The 19332-nt window shown below is 49.2% G+C and carries 20 protein-coding genes and 1 pseudogene; 14 read left to right on the top strand and 7 right to left on the bottom strand.

The window, feature by feature from the left end:
* The 11 genes from AB7U36_RS01165 to AB7U36_RS01115 form a co-directional block, all read left to right on the top strand.
* A partial coding sequence (locus tag AB7U36_RS01165; protein WP_428157970.1) for a response regulator occupies positions 1-215 on the top strand: 215 nt, incomplete at its 5' end.
* A complete protein-coding gene (locus tag AB7U36_RS01160) occupies positions 179-1009 on the top strand; it encodes a sigma 54-interacting transcriptional regulator (protein WP_428157969.1) in 831 nt (276 codons plus the stop codon). The genes AB7U36_RS01165 and AB7U36_RS01160, both read left to right, overlap by 37 nt.
* Before the next feature lie 222 nt (positions 1010-1231).
* Entirely contained in the window at positions 1232-1681 is a 450-nt protein-coding gene (locus AB7U36_RS01155) for a type IV pilin protein (protein WP_428157968.1), read from the top strand.
* A gap of 362 nt (positions 1682-2043) precedes the next feature.
* Positions 2044-2277, top strand: coding sequence for a type II toxin-antitoxin system Phd/YefM family antitoxin (locus AB7U36_RS01150; RefSeq protein ID WP_428157967.1), 234 nt, complete (start codon positions 2044-2046; stop codon positions 2275-2277).
* Entirely contained in the window at positions 2274-2714 is a 441-nt protein-coding gene (locus tag AB7U36_RS01145; protein ID WP_428157966.1) for a type II toxin-antitoxin system VapC family toxin, read from the top strand. The genes AB7U36_RS01150 and AB7U36_RS01145 overlap by 4 nt, the downstream gene beginning before the upstream one ends.
* Before the next feature lie 23 nt (positions 2715-2737).
* Entirely contained in the window at positions 2738-3328 is a 591-nt protein-coding gene (locus AB7U36_RS01140) for a Uma2 family endonuclease (protein ID WP_428157965.1), read from the top strand.
* 82 nt (positions 3329-3410) lie between these two features.
* The gene (locus tag AB7U36_RS01135; protein ID WP_428157964.1) at positions 3411-4316 is read left to right on the top strand and encodes a tetratricopeptide repeat protein; all 906 of its coding nucleotides are present in this window, start codon (positions 3411-3413) and stop codon (positions 4314-4316) included.
* Between the two features lie 14 nt (positions 4317-4330).
* Complete coding sequence (locus AB7U36_RS01130; RefSeq protein ID WP_428157963.1) at positions 4331-5287, top strand: ABC transporter ATP-binding protein; 957 nt, start codon at positions 4331-4333, stop codon at positions 5285-5287.
* Positions 5288-5291: 4 nt separating this feature from the next.
* Positions 5292-6059 carry an ABC transporter permease gene (locus AB7U36_RS01125; protein ID WP_428157962.1) on the top strand — a complete coding sequence of 256 codons (768 nt, stop codon included), beginning with the start codon at positions 5292-5294 and terminating at the stop codon, positions 6057-6059.
* 183 nt (positions 6060-6242) lie between these two features.
* Positions 6243-7397, top strand: a complete 1155-nt coding sequence (proB, locus tag AB7U36_RS01120) for a glutamate 5-kinase (protein ID WP_428157961.1) — start codon at positions 6243-6245, stop codon at positions 7395-7397.
* A 21-nt stretch (positions 7398-7418) separates the two neighbouring features.
* Positions 7419-8669 carry a glutamate-5-semialdehyde dehydrogenase gene (locus AB7U36_RS01115; protein ID WP_428157960.1) on the top strand — a complete coding sequence of 417 codons (1251 nt, stop codon included), beginning with the start codon at positions 7419-7421 and terminating at the stop codon, positions 8667-8669.
* A 54-nt stretch (positions 8670-8723) separates the two neighbouring features.
* On the opposite strand, the gene AB7U36_RS01110 is transcribed toward AB7U36_RS01115, so the two are convergent.
* From AB7U36_RS01110 to AB7U36_RS01090, 5 genes are all read right to left on the bottom strand, one after another.
* The gene (locus AB7U36_RS01110) at positions 8724-9536 is read right to left on the bottom strand and encodes an ABC transporter ATP-binding protein (RefSeq protein WP_428157959.1); all 813 of its coding nucleotides are present in this window, start codon (positions 9534-9536) and stop codon (positions 8724-8726) included.
* Positions 9529-10470 carry an ABC transporter permease gene (locus AB7U36_RS01105; protein ID WP_428157958.1) on the bottom strand — a complete coding sequence of 314 codons (942 nt, stop codon included), beginning with the start codon at positions 10468-10470 and terminating at the stop codon, positions 9529-9531. The genes AB7U36_RS01110 and AB7U36_RS01105 overlap by 8 nt, the downstream gene beginning before the upstream one ends.
* Positions 10467-11678, bottom strand: coding sequence for an STAS domain-containing protein (locus AB7U36_RS01100; RefSeq protein WP_428157957.1), 1212 nt, complete (start codon positions 11676-11678; stop codon positions 10467-10469). Before AB7U36_RS01100 ends, AB7U36_RS01105 begins: the two co-directional genes overlap by 4 nt.
* Positions 11678-13675, bottom strand: coding sequence for an ABC transporter substrate-binding protein (locus tag AB7U36_RS01095; protein ID WP_428157956.1), 1998 nt, complete (start codon positions 13673-13675; stop codon positions 11678-11680). The genes AB7U36_RS01100 and AB7U36_RS01095 overlap by 1 nt, the downstream gene beginning before the upstream one ends.
* A gap of 131 nt (positions 13676-13806) precedes the next feature.
* Complete coding sequence (locus tag AB7U36_RS01090; protein ID WP_428157955.1) at positions 13807-14172, bottom strand: VOC family protein; 366 nt, start codon at positions 14170-14172, stop codon at positions 13807-13809.
* A gap of 319 nt (positions 14173-14491) precedes the next feature.
* Between AB7U36_RS01090 and AB7U36_RS01085 the strand changes: the two genes are divergently transcribed.
* The 3 genes from AB7U36_RS01085 (at position 14492) to AB7U36_RS01075 (ending at position 18273) form a co-directional block, all read left to right on the top strand.
* Entirely contained in the window at positions 14492-15829 is a 1338-nt protein-coding gene (locus AB7U36_RS01085) for an N-acetylmuramoyl-L-alanine amidase (protein ID WP_428157954.1), read from the top strand.
* Between the two features lie 273 nt (positions 15830-16102).
* Positions 16103-16288 (top strand): hypothetical protein, encoded by a 186-nt coding sequence (locus AB7U36_RS01080; RefSeq protein ID WP_428157953.1) that lies wholly within the window; start codon positions 16103-16105, stop codon positions 16286-16288.
* 203 nt (positions 16289-16491) lie between these two features.
* Entirely contained in the window at positions 16492-18273 is a 1782-nt protein-coding gene (locus AB7U36_RS01075) for an aminopeptidase P family protein (protein WP_428157952.1), read from the top strand.
* Between the two features lie 29 nt (positions 18274-18302).
* On the opposite strand, the gene AB7U36_RS01070 is transcribed toward AB7U36_RS01075, so the two are convergent.
* Entirely contained in the window at positions 18303-19121 is an 819-nt protein-coding gene (locus tag AB7U36_RS01070; RefSeq protein WP_428157951.1) for an RnfABCDGE type electron transport complex subunit B, read from the bottom strand.
* Positions 19118-19332, bottom strand: a pseudogene (locus AB7U36_RS01065) (hypothetical protein); the annotation flags it as partial. The gene AB7U36_RS01070 and the pseudogene AB7U36_RS01065, both read right to left, overlap by 4 nt.

Here is a 19332-nt window from a genome sequence, read left to right as displayed (position 1 = left end):
AAAAATACGATCTGGTGCTCACCGATATCCGCCTGGGAGATATTACAGGCCTGGATGTGCTGCGGGCCGTAAAAAAAGAACACCCGGACACTGTGGTGATCATGATTTCCGCCTACGCCACAACTGAGCTTACGCCCGGGCCATCCACGATAATTCCGGGCGCAAGGACAGGCCCTTTGTGGTGGTCAACTGCGGCGGAATCCCGGATACGCTGATGGAAAGCGAATTTTTCGGCCATGTCAAAGGGGCATTTACAGGGGCCGTGGCAGACAAGCCGGGATTGTTTGAGGCTGCCAATACCGGTACGATTTTTCTTGATGAAATCGGCGAACTGTCCACCTTTCTGCAGGTAAAGCTGTTGCGGGCCGTTCAGGAAACCCGGTTCAAGCCCGTGGGCGGTACCCGGGAAATTGACGTGAATGTCCGTATCATTTCCGCCACCAACAAAAAACTTGAACAGGAAGTCATTGACGGCAATTTCAGGGAAGACCTCTTTTTCAGGCTTAACGTGATACCCATCAAGGTGCCGCCGCTGCGGAACAGACGGGGGGATATTGAACTCCTTGCGGCCCATTTTGTTGAAAAGTATTCAGCAAAGCTTGGCAAGGATATTGCCAAGCTGTCTTCCTATGCTATTGATTTTTTGAACAACTACTCCTTTCCGGGAAATGTCCGGGAACTTGAGAACCTGATTGAACGGTCGGTTGCCCTCTCCTCAACCAATATCATCCTGCCCGAAAGCCTGACCATTTCATCTTATAAACGAAGACGGTGGATTGAGGGGATTAAGGGAGAACGGTACGATATAGAAGATGTTGCTTCGGGTGTGGACCTGGATAAAATCATGGTGGGCATAGAGGGCGCCTATATCAAAAAAGCCATGGAAACCGCCCGGGGCAATAAAAGTAAAGCTGCAGAGCTTTTAAATCTTTCTTTAAGATCTTTCAGATACCGCCTTGATAAAATTGAGCCCGGAGATGATGCCATTGACGAAAAAGCGGCTGATTGACATTTTTTGTCAGACAGGTCCTTATTTTTGTTGAATTTACCCAAAAAACATTGAGTGCTTTTACGTGGAATCTTAAATTTTCTTGCTAAAACGTTTTTATTTCAATATATTAACGATTAAATAATTTGATTCCGTGTTTTGGCACTGCTGTTGCAGATAGCGTTTCCATTCGTTGAAAAATTTTGTCACACCATTAAACCTTAAAAAAAAGGAGCTTTTAAAATGACAAAGTGTATCAAAAACAACCAGAAAGGTTTCACCCTGATCGAACTGATGATTGTTGTGGCGATTATCGGTATTTTGGCTGCCATTGCTATTCCCAATTATCTGACTTATCAGCTTAAAGCCAAGACCGCAGAAGCTAAGACCAATATGGGGGCCATAAGAACCGCATTGGAAGCTTATAATGCTGAGGCTGACCTCTACCAGGCCTGCGTTTCAAGCCCTGATGCTAACCCCGGTAAGGCAAAAAGGGCTTGGTCAGATGCAGGCGGGTTTGGCTCAATAGGTTTTAACCCGGCAGGTGAGGTTTATTACACTTATTCTGTTTCCGCAGGTGCATCAGATTATACGGTTACTGCGATAGGCGATCTTGATGGTGACACTGCGAACGCCACTTTTACCGTGGATCAGGCTGGTTCAGAGACCAACCCTGCTACTGGTGTTTTTTAATTCTTAATTTTATAATTCGTAGAATTCGGGAAACACGATACTTAATTATCAAATAAAATCATGATCCGAAAATTAAAAAGAGGGGTTCTTTGGGGCCTCTCTTTTTTTTTTGTGTTTGCCCGAAATTCCTTAATTCTGGGGCGTCATGCATAATTATTGACAATTTTAAACGAATTTGCCATAGAAATCACTATGCCAAGATTAGCAAAAGTTGCGGCCCCGGGGGATCCCCACCATATCACACAACGGGGGAACCGAAGGCAGCAGACATTTTTTTCTGATTATAACGGATTAGTTAAGTTAGGCATTGACTATAACAAATTTTACGCATAAAATATACGTAAATTAATGGGGGGGAAATAATGAAGACGGCCAGTGTGGGGGAAATCCAGAAAAATTTTTCACAGGTGCTTCAGCGAATCAAAGCCGGAGAAGAAGTCCTTGTAACAAAACATGGAAAGGTTGTGGGGAAATTTATAGCAGCAGGGCCTCAGAACCGGATCAACTGGCCCGATTTCATGAAAGACGCCGTCATTGTAAAAGGTAAGCCCATAAGTAATATCATTATCGAAGACAGGGACGAAAGATTCCAATGATTTACTGGGATACCAGTGTTATCATTAAACTTTACGTCAGGGAAATGGGTTCGGAACTGATCGCAAAAAAGGCAAAAAAATTTGACCTGTCGATTCCGCTCACCCTCTTTCACGAAGTTGAGATCACAAATGCCTTGCAGTTGAAAAGGTTCAGAAATGAAATAGCAGCGGAGCAAGTCAAAAAAATTATCTCACTCTTACGGCAGCATGAAGAAAATTTTATTTATCACCGACCGGTTGTGGACTGGGGAGATGTATTCCGCAAGACCATTGATCTGTCCCAAGCTTTTTCAGGCAAAATCGGATCACGATCTTTAGATATTCTTCATGTAGCTTCGGCCTGTATTTTGAACGCCGATTCTTTTTTTTCAAATGATGCCCGCCAGTTGTCACTTGCTGCTTCAGCCGGTCTTTCCACCATTGGCGTAGAACATTAGAAATTTAAACTGGAGAAATAACCATGAACCCGCAGATGCAAGAAAAAAAACGGATGAGCCCGGAAGAATACCTTGCATTTGAAAAAACTTCAGAGATCAAGCATGAGTTTTTTGATGGCGAGATGTCTGCCATGACCGGGGCTAGTTTAAATCACAATCGGATCAGTAGAAACATAGAACGGGAATTGGGAGTGCTGCTAAAGGGATCTTCATGTGAAAATCTATCCAGTGACATGCGGGTTAAAATCCAGGCAAAGGAACAATATACTTATCCTGATATTGTCATTGCCTGCGACGATATCCTTTTGGAAGAAATTAATGGGGTTGAGACTCTGCTTAATCCGATCGTTATTATTGAAATTCTTTCGGACTCAACTGAAGCATATGACCGGGGGAAGAAGTTTTCCCGTTACCGGCTCATTTCTTCGCTTCAGGAGTATATCCTGGTCTCCCAGAACCATTGCCAGGTTGAAAAATTTCTTCGTGGCGATGATAGCTGGAGATACTTCTCCTATGAGGACATGAAGCAGAACGTTACGATTGATTCTGTTGATGCTGAGCTGCTGTTATCAGATATATACTACCGGGTTGAGTTTGACGTTGCCGGGGGATAGGTTTTGTTGACATTTATCGGAACGGAAGAGTCCTGCCGAAAGTTTACGGTGATTTTGTATCGTGCCGCCTGAATTTAAAAAAATGATTTTTCTTGTTCTCCTGATCCCGATTCTTTTTTATTCGATTGAGACTCTGGATGAAAAATATCCTGTCAGGGAGGTGGAATCCTTTTTGTACCTGCCGTCCGGGACATTTCTAAAAGGGGCTGCTCTGGGGTATGATGAGATGCTGGGGGACCTGCTCTGGATCAGGGCTATCGGATACTTTGGCGGGCATGTCAGAACCGACCGGAATTATACGTGGCTGGCCCGTCTGCTGGATGTAGTCACCACCCTTGATCCCTTGTATCAATACCCCTATGAATTTGGTGGAGTGATTCTGGCCGCTGAAGCAGGGGATGTGGACCAAAGTATTGCCCTGCTCAAAAAAGGGATGGAAAATGTCTCTGTTGATGATCCCAGGTACTGGTATTTTCCTTTTTTCCTTGCCTATGATTACATGTACCACAAAAATGATTACCTGACTGCGGCCCATTATCTGGAACAAGCCGCAAAGTTTCCCAGAAGTCCGTCTTATCTGCCCCAGCTGGTGGCACGGCTTTATGCCAATGCCGATTCTCCGGAAGTGGCCGTTACTTTCTTACAGGAGATGATAAAATCCACGGAAAAACAGGATCTGAAAGACCGTTTGAAGGAACGGCTTCATCAGGTGATCCATCGGGCCAATATGAAGATTCTGAAACAGGGCCTTGATGCATTTTACTTCAAGTTTCAGAACTATCCGGCATCCATAGAAGAACTGGTTGCCGCAGGTATTCTTTCCGGCATGCCTGTTGATCCCAGGGGCGGGACCTATTATATTTCCAGAGATGGCCGGACAATTGAGAACACAATACCTGAAGAAGATTTGAGCGTCCATGTCAAGAAAAAAGAACGGCCCCGGGCAGATGACTTGCCCTTGCCTATGCGGGTACCGGAAGAAAACTGAAAAGGAAGATACCTGTGACCGATTCAATTGCCATTGATATTAAGGGATTAACCAAAAGTTTTTCCAACGGCTGGCTGGGGAGAAAACAGGTGCTCGGGGATTTGAATTTTCAGATCCTGGACAATGAAGTGTTTGGATACTTGGGCGGTAACGGGGCTGGCAAGACCACTACATTCAAGTTGATGCTGGGTTTGATCCGGCCGGACAAAGGGGATATCTTTTTTTGGGGGTGTCCGGCAAAGGATAAAATCAGCCGGGCCATGATCGGATATTTGCCGGAACAACCCTATTTTTACGCCTATCTTACGGGTGCAGAGGCCCTTGATTTTTATGCCAGCCTGTTTGGTATGACAGGCGCTGAACGCAAAAAAAGGGTGGGCTATTTGCTGGATCTTGTGGGAGTGGCCCATGCCAGGGATACCCAGCTGAGAAAGTTCTCCCGGGGTATGCTCCAGCGTATTGGTATTGCCCAGGCCCTGGTCAATGATCCCAAACTGCTGATTCTGGATGAGCCCATGTCAGGCCTGGATCCCATGGGCCGTAAAGCCATGCGTGACATTATCCTTTCCTGCCGGGACCAGGGTAAAACCATTATTTTTTCCTCTCATATCATCTCGGATGTGGAGATGATATGCGACCGGGCAGGCATCCTTGCCAACGGGGAACTTAAAAGTGTCATCAGCATGGACGATGCCATGTCGTCTAAAGACTCAACCTGGGAAATTACCTGTCAGGGGGGGCGCTTGGACCTGTCAGGCATTGAGGGGCAAAGTCGCATTAAACAGGTGATTCGGGGAACCCGGCATATTGTTTCAACCGGTGATAAGGATACGGCGGACAGGATTATGGAAACGATCAAAAATCAGAAACTCACGCTTGTTTCCTTTTCCACGGTACGAAAAAGCATCGAAGATATTTATCTGGCAAACACAGGACAAAATGCTGCATCAGCAGGGAGTAAACAGGGATAAATCTATGAATAAGGTGCTGGCCGTAGGCCTTAATACATTTAAAGAGTCTATCCGGGATAAGATTTTCTACAGTCTTTTATTTTTTGCTGCAATTTTAATCTTATTTTCCATTGTATTAGGCAAGCTGACCATCGGAGATCCCATGAAAATTATCAAGGACTTCGGCCTTGGCGCCATATCCATCGGCGGTACGCTGATCGCCCTTTTTGTGGGCATCGGCATGGTGTACAAGGAGATGGAAAAGCGCACCATTTACATTATTCTTTCCAAGCCGTTGGCCCGGTGGCAGTTTTTCATGGGCAAATATTTAGGACTCAGCCTGACCATTCTGGTGGAAGTTGCGGTGATGACTATCTTGTTGTTTTCCCTTTGTTTTGCCTATGAACAAACCCTGCCATGGATACTTTTAACGGCCATTGTGCCCATTTACATTGAAATATTGATAATTCTGGCCTTTGCCGTTTTTTTTTCCGCCTTTTCAAGCCCGTTTTTAAGCGGCATGTTTACTCTGGCCATTTTTATCATCGGGCATTTCACCCAGGATTTAAGACTGCTTGCCCAGGCGTCCCAAGACACTGTGTTTAAGGCCCTGGCAGACGGGGCCTATTATATCCTGCCCAACCTTGAGCGTTTAAACTACAAGACCCGGGTGGTGCATGGTCTGGCCATCCCGGGTCAGGAACTTGGGTTAAGTTTTGTTTATGCGGTCTGTTACGCGGCCCTGATTCTGACGGCTGCCGTGCTTATTTTTGAACGGCGGGATATCCCATAAACCCTGCCTGGATTTTTTGATTCTGAATTTTCATGCGCCAGCACTGAAATTGCGGTCCTAAAAAATCATGCCTTGCAATCATCTGCGCTATGGTTTAATTTTTGGACCATCATTGGGGTTTCTATATAGACTATTAGCCGGGCGGCCTGCTGCCGCCTTTTTTAAAAAAACCTGGAACATAGAATGAACACCGATCCGCAATTTTCAGTCCTGTCCACATGCCAACGCATCGTGGTCAAAGTGGGCTCAGGGGTGCTGACCCGGAAAAACAGCCTCAACATTGACGTTATCAACAGCATCGCAAGGCAGATCAGCGTACTCCATGACCGGGGCAAAGAGGTGATCCTTGTCTCTTCCGGGGCCATGGCTGCGGGCGTTAAAAAAATCGGTCTAAAAGAGAGGCCGTCGGAAACCCCCAAACGCCAGGCGGTTTCCGCCATTGGCCAGGCTGATCTGATCCGTGAATGGGAAAAGGCCATGGAACACTGCGGACGGAAAGTGGCCCAGATTCTTCTGACCCGGGGCGACCTGTGTGACCGGGTCCGGTATCTGAATGCCAGAAACACCCTGAATACGCTTCTGGAATGGAAGGTGGTGCCCGTTATCAATGAAAATGATACTGTAGCGGTAAAATCCCTTCAATTCGGGGACAATGACAACATGGGTGCCATGATCACCATGCTGCTCGGCGCGGATCTCATGATCAATCTCACGGATATCGGCGGTCTGTACAACAAAGATCCCCGGATCCATGACGATGCACAGCTTATCAGGCAGGTAACAGCCATGGGCAGTGATATTGAGGCCATGGCCGGAGAAATTGCAGGACCGTTGGGCACAGGGGGCATGGGCACCAAAATAAGCGCCGCCAGAAAGCTGACGTCGGCAGGCATTCCCATGATCATTGCCTGCGGCCTGGAACAGGATATCCTGATCAAAATTGCGGACAACAACTATACCGGCACCTATTTTGTTCCCAATGGCCAGAAGGCCTCATCCAGGAAAAACTGGATCGGCCTGACTTTGCAGGCCAAGGGAAGGATTACCATCGACAAAGGAGCCCAGAAAGCCGTGGTGGAACAGGGCAAAAGCCTTTTGCCCTCAGGCGTCACCCGGGTGGAAGACAATTTTGACGTAGGCGATCCCGTGGAATTCATTACAGAGGACAAAGTGGTCCTGGGCATGGGCCTTGTCAATTACAATGCCTCGGATATATTAAAAATCATGGGCTGCAAGACCAGCCAGATCAAGGAACGCCTGGGGTTCAGGTCCTATGACGAGGTAATTCACAGGAATAATCTGATGATCACCGCGTACCCGGATGATGTGCGACTATAAAACGTAAAGGAGAACCATTCTATGTCTTTGGAAAATCAGATCATTGAAATTGCCAAACAGGCCAGGACAGCCGCCCGGATTATGGCGGCTCTGCCTGCGGAACAGAAAAACAGAGCCCTTTTTGCCATTGCCCGGCAGTTGGAAAAGGATAAAGACGTCATCCAGGCGGAAAATGCAAAGGATCTAGCAGGGGCCCGGGAAAACGGGTTGTCCGATGCCATGATCGACCGGCTGACCATTACGGATAAGGTATTGGCCGGGATGGTTGAAGGCCTGGAATATGTGGCAGGCCTGGAAGATCCCGTGGGCACCCTGTCGGATTCCTCCATCCGGCCCAATGGTCTTGAAATTGCCAGGATGCGCATTCCTCTGGGGGTTATCGGCATTATCTACGAATCAAGGCCCAATGTTACCGTGGATGCGGCAGGGCTGTGCCTGAAGGCCGGCAATGCCGTGATCCTGAGGGGCGGTTCCGAAGCCATTTACTCCAACCAGGCCCTGGCCCGGGCCATTGAACAGGGTATTTCCACACAAGGTCTGCCGGCCGGTGCGGTCCAGGTGATCCCCACACCGGACCGGGCTGCCGTGGATATCATGCTCAAACAGGAAGAATATATCGACCTGATCATTCCCCGGGGCGGGGAAGGCCTGATCCGCCATGTGGTCGCAGCCTCCAGCATCCCTGTACTCAAACATTACAAAGGGGTGTGCCACGCCTACGTGGATGATCTGGCAGACCTGGACATGGGCGTCAACATCGTACTCAATGCCAAGGCCCAGCGGCCCGGGGTATGCAATGCCCTGGAAACCCTGCTGGTTCATGAAGGTGTGGCCCAAAAATTTCTGCCCATGGCCCACAAGGCCCTGGCCGGCGTCACCCTTAAGGGGTGCCCGAAAACCTGCGCAATACTGCCGGATGCACTCCCCGCCACCGAAGCGGACTGGCCCATGGAGTACCTGGATCTGATTCTGGCCGTTAAGGTGGTAAAGGATATGGATGATGCCATGGCCCATATCGCGGCCTACGGGTCCAACCACACCGAAGCGATCATCACAACGGATTTGAACCGGTCCCGGCGTTTTATCCGGGAGGTGGACGCATCCCTTGTCATTGTCAATGCATCCACCCGGTTCAATGACGGGGGGCAGCTGGGCCTGGGCGCTGAGATCGGCATCTCCACCTCAAAGCTGCATGCTTACGGTCCCATGGGCATCAAAGAGTTGACCACCACAAAATTTGTGGCCTGGGGGAACGGGCAGGTCAGAACCTGATGAGCACCGCTTCAATATAAATCACTGTATGCGGCAAAGTCAGACATGTAAAGGTCAGGCATAGGCGCCATAAAGCAACTCCGCCACACTTTCATCAAATAAATCCTTTTTCTGCACCCGGTCAAAGGTGCCGAGCAGGTCTGGGATGCGGACCCGGCGTTTATCATTGCCTTGAAAATCCCGAATGATCTGTCCTTTGTGCATCATCACAATACGGTCCGGGAGATCCACTGCCTGCTGCATGGAATGGGTCACCATGAGGGCTGTAAGTTTATCCTGTTTGATGATGTCCCTGGTCAGTTCAGCCACCTTTGCCGCACTCTTGGGATCCAGGGCAGCCGTATGTTCATCCAGAAGCAGCAGCTCCGGCTTTCGCCAGGTCGCCATGAGTAAGGTGAGCGCCTGGCGCTGTCCGCCGGAGAGGGTGCCAATGGGATTATCCAGACGGTCCTCAAGACCCATTTTCAAGGAACAGACCCGGTCGGCGACCTCTTCCCGCAGGCTCCGGGTCACTGCTGTTCTCAATGAACGCCGTTGCCCCCGATGTATGGCCAGAACAACATTTTCTGCAATGGACATCTCTGCCGCTGTTCCGGCAAAGGGGTTCTGAAATACCCGGCCGATGAGTTTTGCCCGTTTATATTCCGGCCAGCCGGTGATGTCCGAACCGGCCAGCCGGATCTGTCCTGCATCCAATCCAAAGGTGCCGGCCACTGCATTCAGTAAGGTGCTCTTCCCCGACCCATTGGTGCCGATAACGGCTGTAAATGTTTCTTTCTCCAGGGTTAGATTCACATTTTTCAGGGCGTTGACCTCATTGGGCGTGTTGGGGAAAAATGTTTTGGAAATATGTGTGATCTCAAGCATGGCCTTTTCCTCTCTGAAAATTTCCTGACAGTTTTCGGAACAACCGGGGAGCCACAAGGGCCATAAAAACAAAGAGGGCTGTCACCAGTTTCAGATCATTGGGATTCAGGCCCCAGCGGAGCGCAATGGCGATGAGCAACCGGAAAAGAATCGTTCCCAGGACCACTGCAATGATTTGAAGACCCAGGCTGTTTTTGCCGATAAGCGCTTCACCCAAGATAATGGAGGCCAATCCCCACACCATCATGCCAATACCCATCTGCACATCGGCAAATCCCTGATACTGGGCCAGCAAAGATCCGGAGAGCCCGACCAGACCGTTTCCCAGAGCCAGCCCAAAGACGATCATGCCATGATGATCCACACCCTGGGCCCGGATCATCTGGTCGTTAATGCCGGCTGCCCTCAGTGCCGTACCAAAGTGAGATAATAAGAAGCGGTATAGTAAAAATCCCACAATCACCGTGATAAGGGTCATCATGATCAGCACAGCCGCATCAATCAGGGAAACCTGCCACCCCATCACATTTATCCTGTCAGCATTGTTGAAAAGTTTGAGTAACAGGTCCCTCATACCATCGGAAAAGCTGTTCGCATCCAGCATGGGGATATTACTGCGGCCCATGATTCTCAGATTAACGGAATAGAGGGCCGTCATCATCAAGATTCCGGACAGAATTTTCTGGATTTTGAACCGGGTATGCAGAACGCCTGTGACGGAGCCGGCCAGGGCACCGGCCAAAAATGCCATGAGAGCCGCCAGCCATGGGGACCAGCCCTGGGTGATCAGAACGGCCGTGATGGCGGCTCCCAGTGTAATACTGCCATCCACCGTGATATCTGTAAAACGTATCATGCGAAAGGAGATCAACATCCCCAACGACAACAGGCTGAGGATCAATCCCATGGTAAATGCACCGAAAACCAGACTCATGCGTCCACCTCCTCATCATTGACCGGGGAGAACCAGCAGGCTCCCCGCACAAGGGCGCTCTCTCCAAGCCCTATGACCGGCCGGCTGTCATTTACCAGATGCAGAACAGCCAGCGGAGAGGGGCCGTTAAAAAATCGGCCAAGGGTTTCAAACAGGTCGATACGGCCATTCTGGAGGACCTGGTGGGGAAAGACCGCGGCATGCAAATGGGCAGCATATTCGCTATCAGGCTCCATGGGAAAAAGCAACTGCCCGTCATTGACAGATCCTCTGGAAACCACACCCAGAATGACAGCCTGATGGCGGGCATATGCCCTTTCCCCGCTGAAGTTCAACCACGCTTTGATCTGTGGATAAGAGATGATACTGTCCGCCTTCAACTCCCCCGGAGATTTGATCAGAGAAGCCCCCACCAACCCTTCCACTTCTCCGATCAGTACCAGTCCCGCCTTTGTCATCTGCTTTTCTGCCATTATTGTTTCCACGATTTGACTGAGTGTGAAAAATCTTCTCTCATCAGTGGGCGAAAACCGCATCAGATCTGTCATTTCCCCTTCAAGGATCAGGGCTTGGATACATTGCATGGTTGGGATAAAAGCCTGTTCCGCAATCAGATAATCCGGCCGGCTTTCCTCTGCAGGGTGCTGATACACCACATGGCCGGCGGCTGCCAAAAACTCCCCAAACTGTTTTCCGCTGTCGCCACTATCCATTCCAGGGCTTCCGATTCCCAGCGAAAATAGATTGTTAACACATTTGACGGGTTTAACACCGGAACGATCCACCTGTTTCCAGGGACGCCAGGCATTGTGAATGGAGAGGCGTTGTCCCTTACCGGAACCCAGACTGAAATGTTCATAGTTTTTTTGCATTGAGGGAATGGCTTCCCGGGGGATATCCCCAGGCAATTCAGTGATCAGCCAGCCCCCGAAACCCGATGTGGTCAGGGTCTGAGTCACAAATTCCGTGGCATTGTAAATAAAAAAGCGACCTCCCACTTTGTTAACGGACTTGAAAATCAACAAAAGGACCCGGATCCCGGCGGAACTTAAAAAGACCATTTTTGATGCGCCAATGATCAGGTGATGATGCCCTTCCCTGACGAAATTCATAACCGTATCGGTAAAATGTTCGGACCAGTTTGCATCCAGCTTTCCCTCGGCCTCTATCAATAAATACTCCCCCCGGGTTTTGTGGTGTATCTGCATTAGTTTTTTTCCTTTGGCAAGCTGAATGGGATTGCCTCTTTTTGGAAATAATCCGGTATGATCAGTTCATATTCCTTCATCAGTTCATAATTCACAATCAATTTTTCCGAGCTGGTATTGTTAAAGGGAATGGTGGCCGGGTCTTCTCCATTCAAGACACGGATCGCTTTTTCCGCAGCCTCTATACCTGCATCGTAATAATCCCGCGTAATTCCCATGGCCGCTCCATATTTCATCTGCTGGCTGTCAAAGACGTAAATCGGAATCTTTTTTTCCCTGGCCCTTTGTGCGATGAAAGCAAATCCCGGACGGGTCAAATTGTCCACCACCTGGGCAACGATATCAATATTTTTGCTGCAAAGCTGTGTGGCTGCCTGGGCAACTTCCGCGCTGGAGGTCACCGGAATCGCCAGGAGCTTAAGCCCGATTTTTTCCAGCTCCTCCTGGAACCAGTCTTTGTAGAGGATGCTGTTGATCTCTCCCGGTGTAAAAAGTGTCCCCACAATCCTTGCTTCAGGATGTGTTTCGTGAATGATCCGGGCCATCCCGTCAAAGGCACTGCGTGTGGTGATACCTGTCACATTGGGAAGATGGTCTTTTTCCGTTTTCCCGGCTCCTGCTTTGACACCGTCCCCCACACCGGTAAATACAATGTTGACATCAGCCCCCACCAGCCGCAAGGCCGCCTGCAATGCCGGCGTTGATACCACCATGAGGAGGTCTGGTTGTTCTGCTTTAATCGTGGTCATAATGCTGGATAAGGTGCTCATATCACCCTGGGCATTGTATGCTTTCAAATTGTAATCCATCTTTTCACTGAAGCCGGCATTCTGCAACCCGTCGATAAAACCGTCCCGGCACGATTCTGCAAATTCAGTTTCACTGTAGAGCACGATGCTCAGGTCCCAGACCTTTTTTCCCCCGTCATTTCCATGGTTCATAGCCTTATTGGCCGGGTCTTTTGTGAATTTTTGCTGTTGATTTTTAAGATGCGTTTTTAAATTTTCCGTCAGGCGGTATTTCCCATTAAAAGAAGCCATCACATCCCCATTGATCTGCAGCAGCTCAGGCACAACATTTTCGATCCGGATGGTGGAGGGGTCTTTACCCCTTAAAATATCTATGGCCATGTCTGCTGTGAGTTGGCCCACCGTAAAATAATTTGCCCCCACTCCGAAGAGCGCGCCTTTTTTCGTATCAAAAGGGTCATTGGTAAAGACAGGAATGTCTGCCTGCTTGCCGATACTGACCAAAAGGTTGATGGCGGATGTTGCCACGGTGTCCCCCCCGACCCAGATCGCTTCAACCCCTCTTGCCAGAAGGCTTCTGGCAGCCTCCGACACCTCCGAGGTATTGTTGGCGACGGCTTCTACCAGTGTAATCCCCAGTGCGGTGCAGATTTCCCGTGCCTTAACCATGCACGCTTCACTGCAATATTCACCGGAATTCCAGACCACTCCTATTTTTTTGAGATTGGGATTCATCTCCTTGGCTGTTTTAAAGGCGGATTCCACAGGCTGAAAGCTCCCGATTCCCACGAGATAAGGGGGATGCATATCCTCCCCGGGTCCCAGAATGCCAACCCCTGACCCATAGGGATCTGTCACAGCGCCGAATACATGCATTTTTTTTGTATTCGCATTGGCCTTGGAAAAATTTTGTAATGCCAATGTACTGGAGGTGATCACAATATCTGCCGGTGAATTTACAATTTCACGAACAATAGTGTTGGCTGTGGGGATATCTCCCTGGGGATTATAGATTTTGACATTTGAGCGGTCCGGCGCCAGCATCCCTTCGGAGGCCAGACGATCCATCACCCCTGCCACATGATTGTCAAGCAATGGGGTGGACGTGATCTGAAATATTGCAATCTGTGAATACGTCTTTTTTTCTTTTTTTCCATTGGTCCGTTGTCCCCAGTCTGACGCCAACAGCAGAAGGCTTGCCGCAACAATCAGAGTTATTATCAGCCACAATTCTTTCAGTGCTTTCATAGGGCCTCCTCAAAATTTGGAACTTTTTATTCTTATTACACATGATAAGGTTTCGTTTCGGCTGATTATAACAGATTTTGGGGACAGGGTTGGAGAGCGATGAAATAAACTGGAAAAATTTATTTTCTGAGTTATGCGGGAACCACCTCAAGCCAGTATCCATCCGGGTCATTGATAAAATAAATGCCCATCTCCTTGTTCTCATAGCAGATACACCCCATCTTCTCATGCAGGGCATGGGCTGCATCGAAATCATCTGTTTTGAATGCAATGTGAAATTCTTCATCACCGAGATTATAAGGCGTTTCCCTGTCTTTGAGCCAGGTCAGTTCCAGTTTGTTGGCAGACTGATTGTCCGTTAAAAATACGATAATATAGGATCCGTCTGTGGCCGTTTTTCTTTTCAGCTCTCTAAGGCCTAATGCTTTTTCATAAAAAGCCATACTTTTTTCCAGGTTCAGTACGTTGATATTAAAGTGATCAAGTGTAAATCCCATGTTTTTTTGCTCCCAAATTAAAAAAGTTCATTGTTTTGTTTTAAACTCCTGCGCTGCACAAATCTGTCAGCCGTGTATATTTTTTACAGCGGCTGAAATCAGTGTTATAGATTCACCATAGGGTGGTCTTTGCGCAGGGTCAAGAAAAAAAGCGTTGTCTTTCCTATGGCCATAGGGTAGTTTAGATCATTCATATTCGTATACAAGATCTCAGTGAGGTTCGATCTTGTAAGATATTGGCAGGTATGATTCATTCAAAATTGAGATCAGGCTGCCGGACCTTTGCAATACCGGGCCGGTGCTGATATACTTTGAGCCCATGAATATTGAATTTTGTGCCGACTTTTCTTTTTCAAAGGGTTTTGCCCTGATGCCGGTTATTCTGGTTCTGGCTGTCATGCTGTTGACCCCGGCCCCGGGCCGGACCGCACAAGTTTATTCCCATTCAGAGCTTGCCCGTTTCCAGAGCCGAATTGTAGATTATAGCTCCCGGATTAATCCGCGATTTAAAAAAAGGGTGCGCTCCAGTACAAGACTGATCATTGTGCATACCTCTGAGCTGGAACTTGAAAAAACTTTAAGGGTGGTTTCCAGGGGCAAGTCGTTTAAAAACGGACGCAGCACGCCCGGCGGGCACGCCAATTATGTGGTTGCCAGGAACGGAACGGTTTACCGGATTCTGGATAAAAAATATCGGGCTGACCATGCCGGCCTGTCCATGTGGAACGGGGTGTCCAATGTCAGTGATATCTCTGTGGGTATTGAATTTGTGGGATACCATGATGCTCTCCTGACCGACAGCCAGTACAGGTCTGCGGGGCTGATGCTCTTTATGCTTAAACGTGACTATGGCCTGCAGGATAAGGATATTCTGACCCACAGCCAGATTGCATACGGCAAACCCAATCCATGGTTTCCCAAAAATCACAGGGGACGTAAACGGTGTGCGAAGAATTTTGACAGGGCCAGGGCAGGGCTCGGGCCGACCTGGCCTTACGATCCTGATGTCAGGGCGGGTCTCCTTTCACCGGATCCCATGCTGGCCCAGGTTTTTTATCCTGGTCCCGGTGCTGTTGTTTATACCTGGAAAAAGGCACCCCAAGCACTGGAATCCGATGTCATTTCAAAACTGAATTCTGCCTGGTCCATTGCCGGTGAAGAGTATGATGCCCCCACCACGGCCTACATTCTGCCCGGCGGCAAAATCCTGGCCGGAGACAGGATCGCCTCGCGTTTAGGCTGGGACCGTTTGCCCGTGGGCACAAAGGTGCTGCTCAACCAGAAGACGGAACAGGTCCGTGAGCAGGCGAAAAGCATCATAAAAACCATTTCCGGGCGGGTGACAGCCTACTCCCATGCCGGCGGGGCTTATCATGCGCCTTCCACCATTTATTTTCTTCCTTCTGGCCGGATTTTGACGGGACGTGCGATTTCGGACCGGGATGATCTGCCGATAGGCACCCGTCTGGTGGTGGGGTATAAAGGCCCCTTTGACGTGACAAAGAATAGGACCGCCTACAAGATAGCCGGTGCAAAGTATAAAGCCCCGGGAACCATTTACCATATTCCGGGCCGGGGTCCGGTCCAGGGCGACAGGATTTCAGATTTCAGCGATCTGCCTAAAGGAACAGGTATTTATCTGCCAATTAATCTTTAGAACCGCAATTTCTGCTCAATTCATTGCATGGGATAGTATAACCGAGAGCGAAACAGATTATATACAAGTGCAATTTGGGGGAAAAACCCAGCATCGCAACATATTGGGTTGATTTCGTAAAAAAGTCAAAAAAAATCAGGGATTCCCCGATTGATTTGCCTTATCTGCCGTTGATATTATGTCTCGCATGTGTGAAAGAGGGAAAAAATGCAAAGAAATAATCAATTTCCTCTAAATAATACCTTTTTATGATTGACGCAGGGAGGAAGGCAAATGATTGAAGCAACTGAAATCCAGGCACAAGGTGATATCTTTGATTTTCTAAGGATCATTGACCATGAAGCGTTAGGACTTATAAAGCCTGACGAGATCGGCTCAGGTTCTAACTTCAGCTTACATTCCAGTCATCAGTTAGATTCCGTTATTCAGTCCGAAACGGAGATCAAAGGAAAAGCTTGATTTCCTATTTTCTCTTCTCAGGTTCATCTTTCTAATATTGCAGCACCGCTAAAAAGTTCCTTTTAGCGGTGCTGCCCTTTTTACAGCCAACTTCCCCGGCGTATTATTCAATATATCTTTGACCGCTACCGCCTGATTGACAGGGCCAATGGTATCGTTTACTGTATTAATGCTATTAAAAGATCCACTAGGAAAAATCACCATTGAATACAGAACAATTGAACACACAAGACAAACTTCGCGTCTTGCGCCGGAAAATGGATGCAGCCGGGGTGAGTGCCGTACTGATTCCCAATGCAGATCCCCATCAAAGCGAATACCTGGCCGGGCACTGGCAGGCCCTGAAATGGCTGACCGGATTTTCGGGTTCTGCGGGCACAGCCGTGGTTACCCAAAAGGAGGCCGGGATGTGGACGGATTTCCGTTACTGGATCCAGGCCGCAACCCAATTGAATGGGTTTCAACTTTTCAGACAGGGCGATTCAGGTGTTCTGCCCTTTGACCTATGGCTGGCCGATACGTTGTCCGCCAATGACTGCATTGCCCTTGATGGAAAAATTGTGTCTGCGGCCCAGGCCGGCAGTCTGAAAAAGAAATTTTCACAAAAGGGCATTGTTGTGGACACCGCCATGGATCTGATTTCCGATTTGTGGCTGGACAGGCCGTCCATGCCCCGGACCCCGGCCTTTGAACTGGATGCAGTCTACGCCGGGCAAACCAGGAAAGAAAAATTTTCCCGCATACGAAAAAAAATGGCAGATTACAATGCCGACTGCCATGTGTTGGCCGCCTTGGATGACATTGCCTGGACCTTTAATCTGCGGGGGGAAGATATTCACACCAATCCGGTAAACCTTTCCTTTGCCCTGATCTTCATGGATAAAATCAGTTTATTCATTGATCCGGTCAAGGTCAGTACGGCACTTGGGACAACCCTTGGCGCGGACGGCATTGAATTGTTTGACTACAATGCTTTTTACGATGTGATCCAGAACCTGGGCAAAGACACCAGCGTGCTGCTTGATCCTGAACGGGTCTCGGATTTTATTTACCAGGTCATCAACAAGCGCTCGAATATTATTGAGGCGTCAAACCCTTCGGTATTGTTCAAATGCATAAAGAATGAGGTTGAAATTTCCCATATCCGTGATACTGCGGTCAAAGACGGCCGGGCCGTGGTCAATTTTCTGCACTGGCTTTGTACAAGTGATGCACCCAAGACGGAGATTTGCGCCGCGGAACAGCTTTTGAATTTTCGCAAAGAACAGGACGCTTTTATTCATCCTTCATTTGATTCCATTATGGCGTTTAAGGAACACTCTGCCATCTGCCATTACAGTGCGCAACCGGAGACAGATCTGCCCTTAAGTCCTGGCGCCATGTTTCTGACCGATTCCGGGGGCAATTACCTGACCGGAACCACGGACATTACACGCACCCTGCACCTGGGCGCGCCGACAAGTCAGGAAATCCGGGATTACACCCTGGTGCTCAAAGCCCATATTGCCGTTGCAACGGCGCGCTTTCCCGCCACTGCCCGGGGGTACCAGATAGATGCTATGGCCCGCCGGCACCTATGGCAGCAGGGACTTGACTTCGGCCACGGTACAGGCCACGGGGTGGGGTTTTTTCTTTGTGTGCACGAAGGCCCGGCACGCTTAAGCTCCTTTCCCGTGGATATCGCGCTTGGGCCCGGCATGCTTTTGACCAACGAGCCGGGCCTTTACCGGGAAGGCCAATACGGGATCCGGCTTGAAAATATGGTTCTGGTAATCAAGGACAGGGACACGCAGTTCGGCAGCTTTTTAAAGTTTGAGAACATGACCTTCTGCCATTTTGAGCGCAATCTTGTGGATAAAACCATGCTCAACACAGAGGAACTCAACTGGATCAATGCATATCACCGGATGGTTTATGAGCGGCTGGCGCCAGGTCTTGATACGCCGGTCCGGCAATGGCTTGGACATAAGACCCAACCGCTTTAAGGGCAGCCATCCGTCGGACAGATCAGCTTTTATTTCACCGGGGTTCCCATGAAAAGGATGCACCCGGTGGGGCATTTTTCCATGGCATTCACGGCCTCTTCATGTTTCTGGGCTGAATAGTTGTCATAACTGCATTTAGACAGATTGTTCGAAATGGTGAAGAGATCCGACGCCTTTGCACAGGCTTTGCACCCTACGCATGCATTGTCACACGCGGCTTTGGCGTCCTTTGCCTTGTCTTTATTGGAACAGGCCACCACAGGTATGGTATCTTCCCTGAATCCTTCAATGGAGATAATACCCCTGGGGCAGGCCTTGGTGCAGGCGCCGCAGCCGATACATTTTTTATAGTCCACCCGGGCAAGGCCGTCTAGGATATGGATGGCGTCATAGTTGCAGGCCAGAACACAGTCGCCATACCCAAGGCACCCAAAGGTGCAGGCCTGGACCCCTGCCACCTGCTGGGCAGAAGCGCACCGCTGTTCCCCCATGTATTGGGTCCGTCCTAAACGGCTGGACAATGGCGCGTTGCAATTGACGATGGCATGCAAAGGCACCATGTCGCCCACCTCGACACCCATGATATCGGCGATGGCTTTGGCACAGGCCTCGCCGCCCACCGTGCATTTGTTGACAGGCTCATTGTCCGCGACGATGGCCACTGCATAATCGCTGCACCCAATATAACCGCACCCGCCGCAGTTTGCACCGGGAAGTGCATCCCTGACCGCTTCTATTTTAGGTTCCACCTCAACCATAAATTTTTTATTGGCCCATCCCAGGACATATGAAAAAATGATGGCCATGACCAGCATGCTTGCACCGGCAATACCAAGGGAAATCATCATGGCATTATCACTCCCTGGATGCTGCAGTCTTTAGTATTGAGCAGGGCAACACTTTGGGGTTGCTCCTGAACCTGGGAAACATGAGGCACAGGCTTTAATGCCTTTTTGACACCGGAATCCACACCGGTAAATCCCATGAAGGCAATGGCTATAATCCCGCCGATGACCAGGGTAATGGCCGCCCCTTCAAAGGGCTTGGGAATATCGCAAA

The organism is Desulfobacter sp. (assembly GCF_050177295.1).
This window is presented reverse-complemented; position numbering and strand designations above follow the sequence as displayed.

Excerpts from the sequence above, each read along its gene's own strand:
- AB7U36_RS01115 (WP_428157960.1), top strand. The coding sequence starts at position 7,419 with ATGTCTTTGGAAAATCAGATCATTGAAATTGCCAAACAGGCCAGGACA.
- AB7U36_RS01155 (WP_428157968.1), top strand. The coding sequence starts at position 1,232 with ATGACAAAGTGTATCAAAAACAACCAGAAAGGTTTCACCCTGATCGAA.
- AB7U36_RS01140 (WP_428157965.1), top strand. The coding sequence starts at position 2,738 with ATGAACCCGCAGATGCAAGAAAAAAAACGGATGAGCCCGGAAGAATAC.
- AB7U36_RS01145 (WP_428157966.1), top strand. The coding sequence starts at position 2,274 with ATGATTTACTGGGATACCAGTGTTATCATTAAACTTTACGTCAGGGAA.
- AB7U36_RS01135 (WP_428157964.1), top strand. The coding sequence starts at position 3,411 with ATGATTTTTCTTGTTCTCCTGATCCCGATTCTTTTTTATTCGATTGAG.
- AB7U36_RS01070 (WP_428157951.1), bottom strand. The coding sequence starts at position 19,121 with ATGATGATTTCCCTTGGTATTGCCGGTGCAAGCATGCTGGTCATGGCC.
- AB7U36_RS01095 (WP_428157956.1), bottom strand. The coding sequence starts at position 13,675 with ATGAAAGCACTGAAAGAATTGTGGCTGATAATAACTCTGATTGTTGCG.
- AB7U36_RS01080 (WP_428157953.1), top strand. The coding sequence starts at position 16,103 with ATGATTGAAGCAACTGAAATCCAGGCACAAGGTGATATCTTTGATTTT.
- AB7U36_RS01085 (WP_428157954.1), top strand. The coding sequence starts at position 14,492 with ATGAATATTGAATTTTGTGCCGACTTTTCTTTTTCAAAGGGTTTTGCC.
- AB7U36_RS01100 (WP_428157957.1), bottom strand. The coding sequence starts at position 11,678 with ATGCAGATACACCACAAAACCCGGGGGGAGTATTTATTGATAGAGGCC.
- AB7U36_RS01150 (WP_428157967.1), top strand. The coding sequence starts at position 2,044 with ATGAAGACGGCCAGTGTGGGGGAAATCCAGAAAAATTTTTCACAGGTG.
- proB (WP_428157961.1), top strand. The coding sequence starts at position 6,243 with ATGAACACCGATCCGCAATTTTCAGTCCTGTCCACATGCCAACGCATC.
- AB7U36_RS01090 (WP_428157955.1), bottom strand. The coding sequence starts at position 14,172 with ATGGGATTTACACTTGATCACTTTAATATCAACGTACTGAACCTGGAA.
- AB7U36_RS01110 (WP_428157959.1), bottom strand. The coding sequence starts at position 9,536 with ATGCTTGAGATCACACATATTTCCAAAACATTTTTCCCCAACACGCCC.
- AB7U36_RS01105 (WP_428157958.1), bottom strand. The coding sequence starts at position 10,470 with ATGAGTCTGGTTTTCGGTGCATTTACCATGGGATTGATCCTCAGCCTG.
- AB7U36_RS01125 (WP_428157962.1), top strand. The coding sequence starts at position 5,292 with ATGAATAAGGTGCTGGCCGTAGGCCTTAATACATTTAAAGAGTCTATC.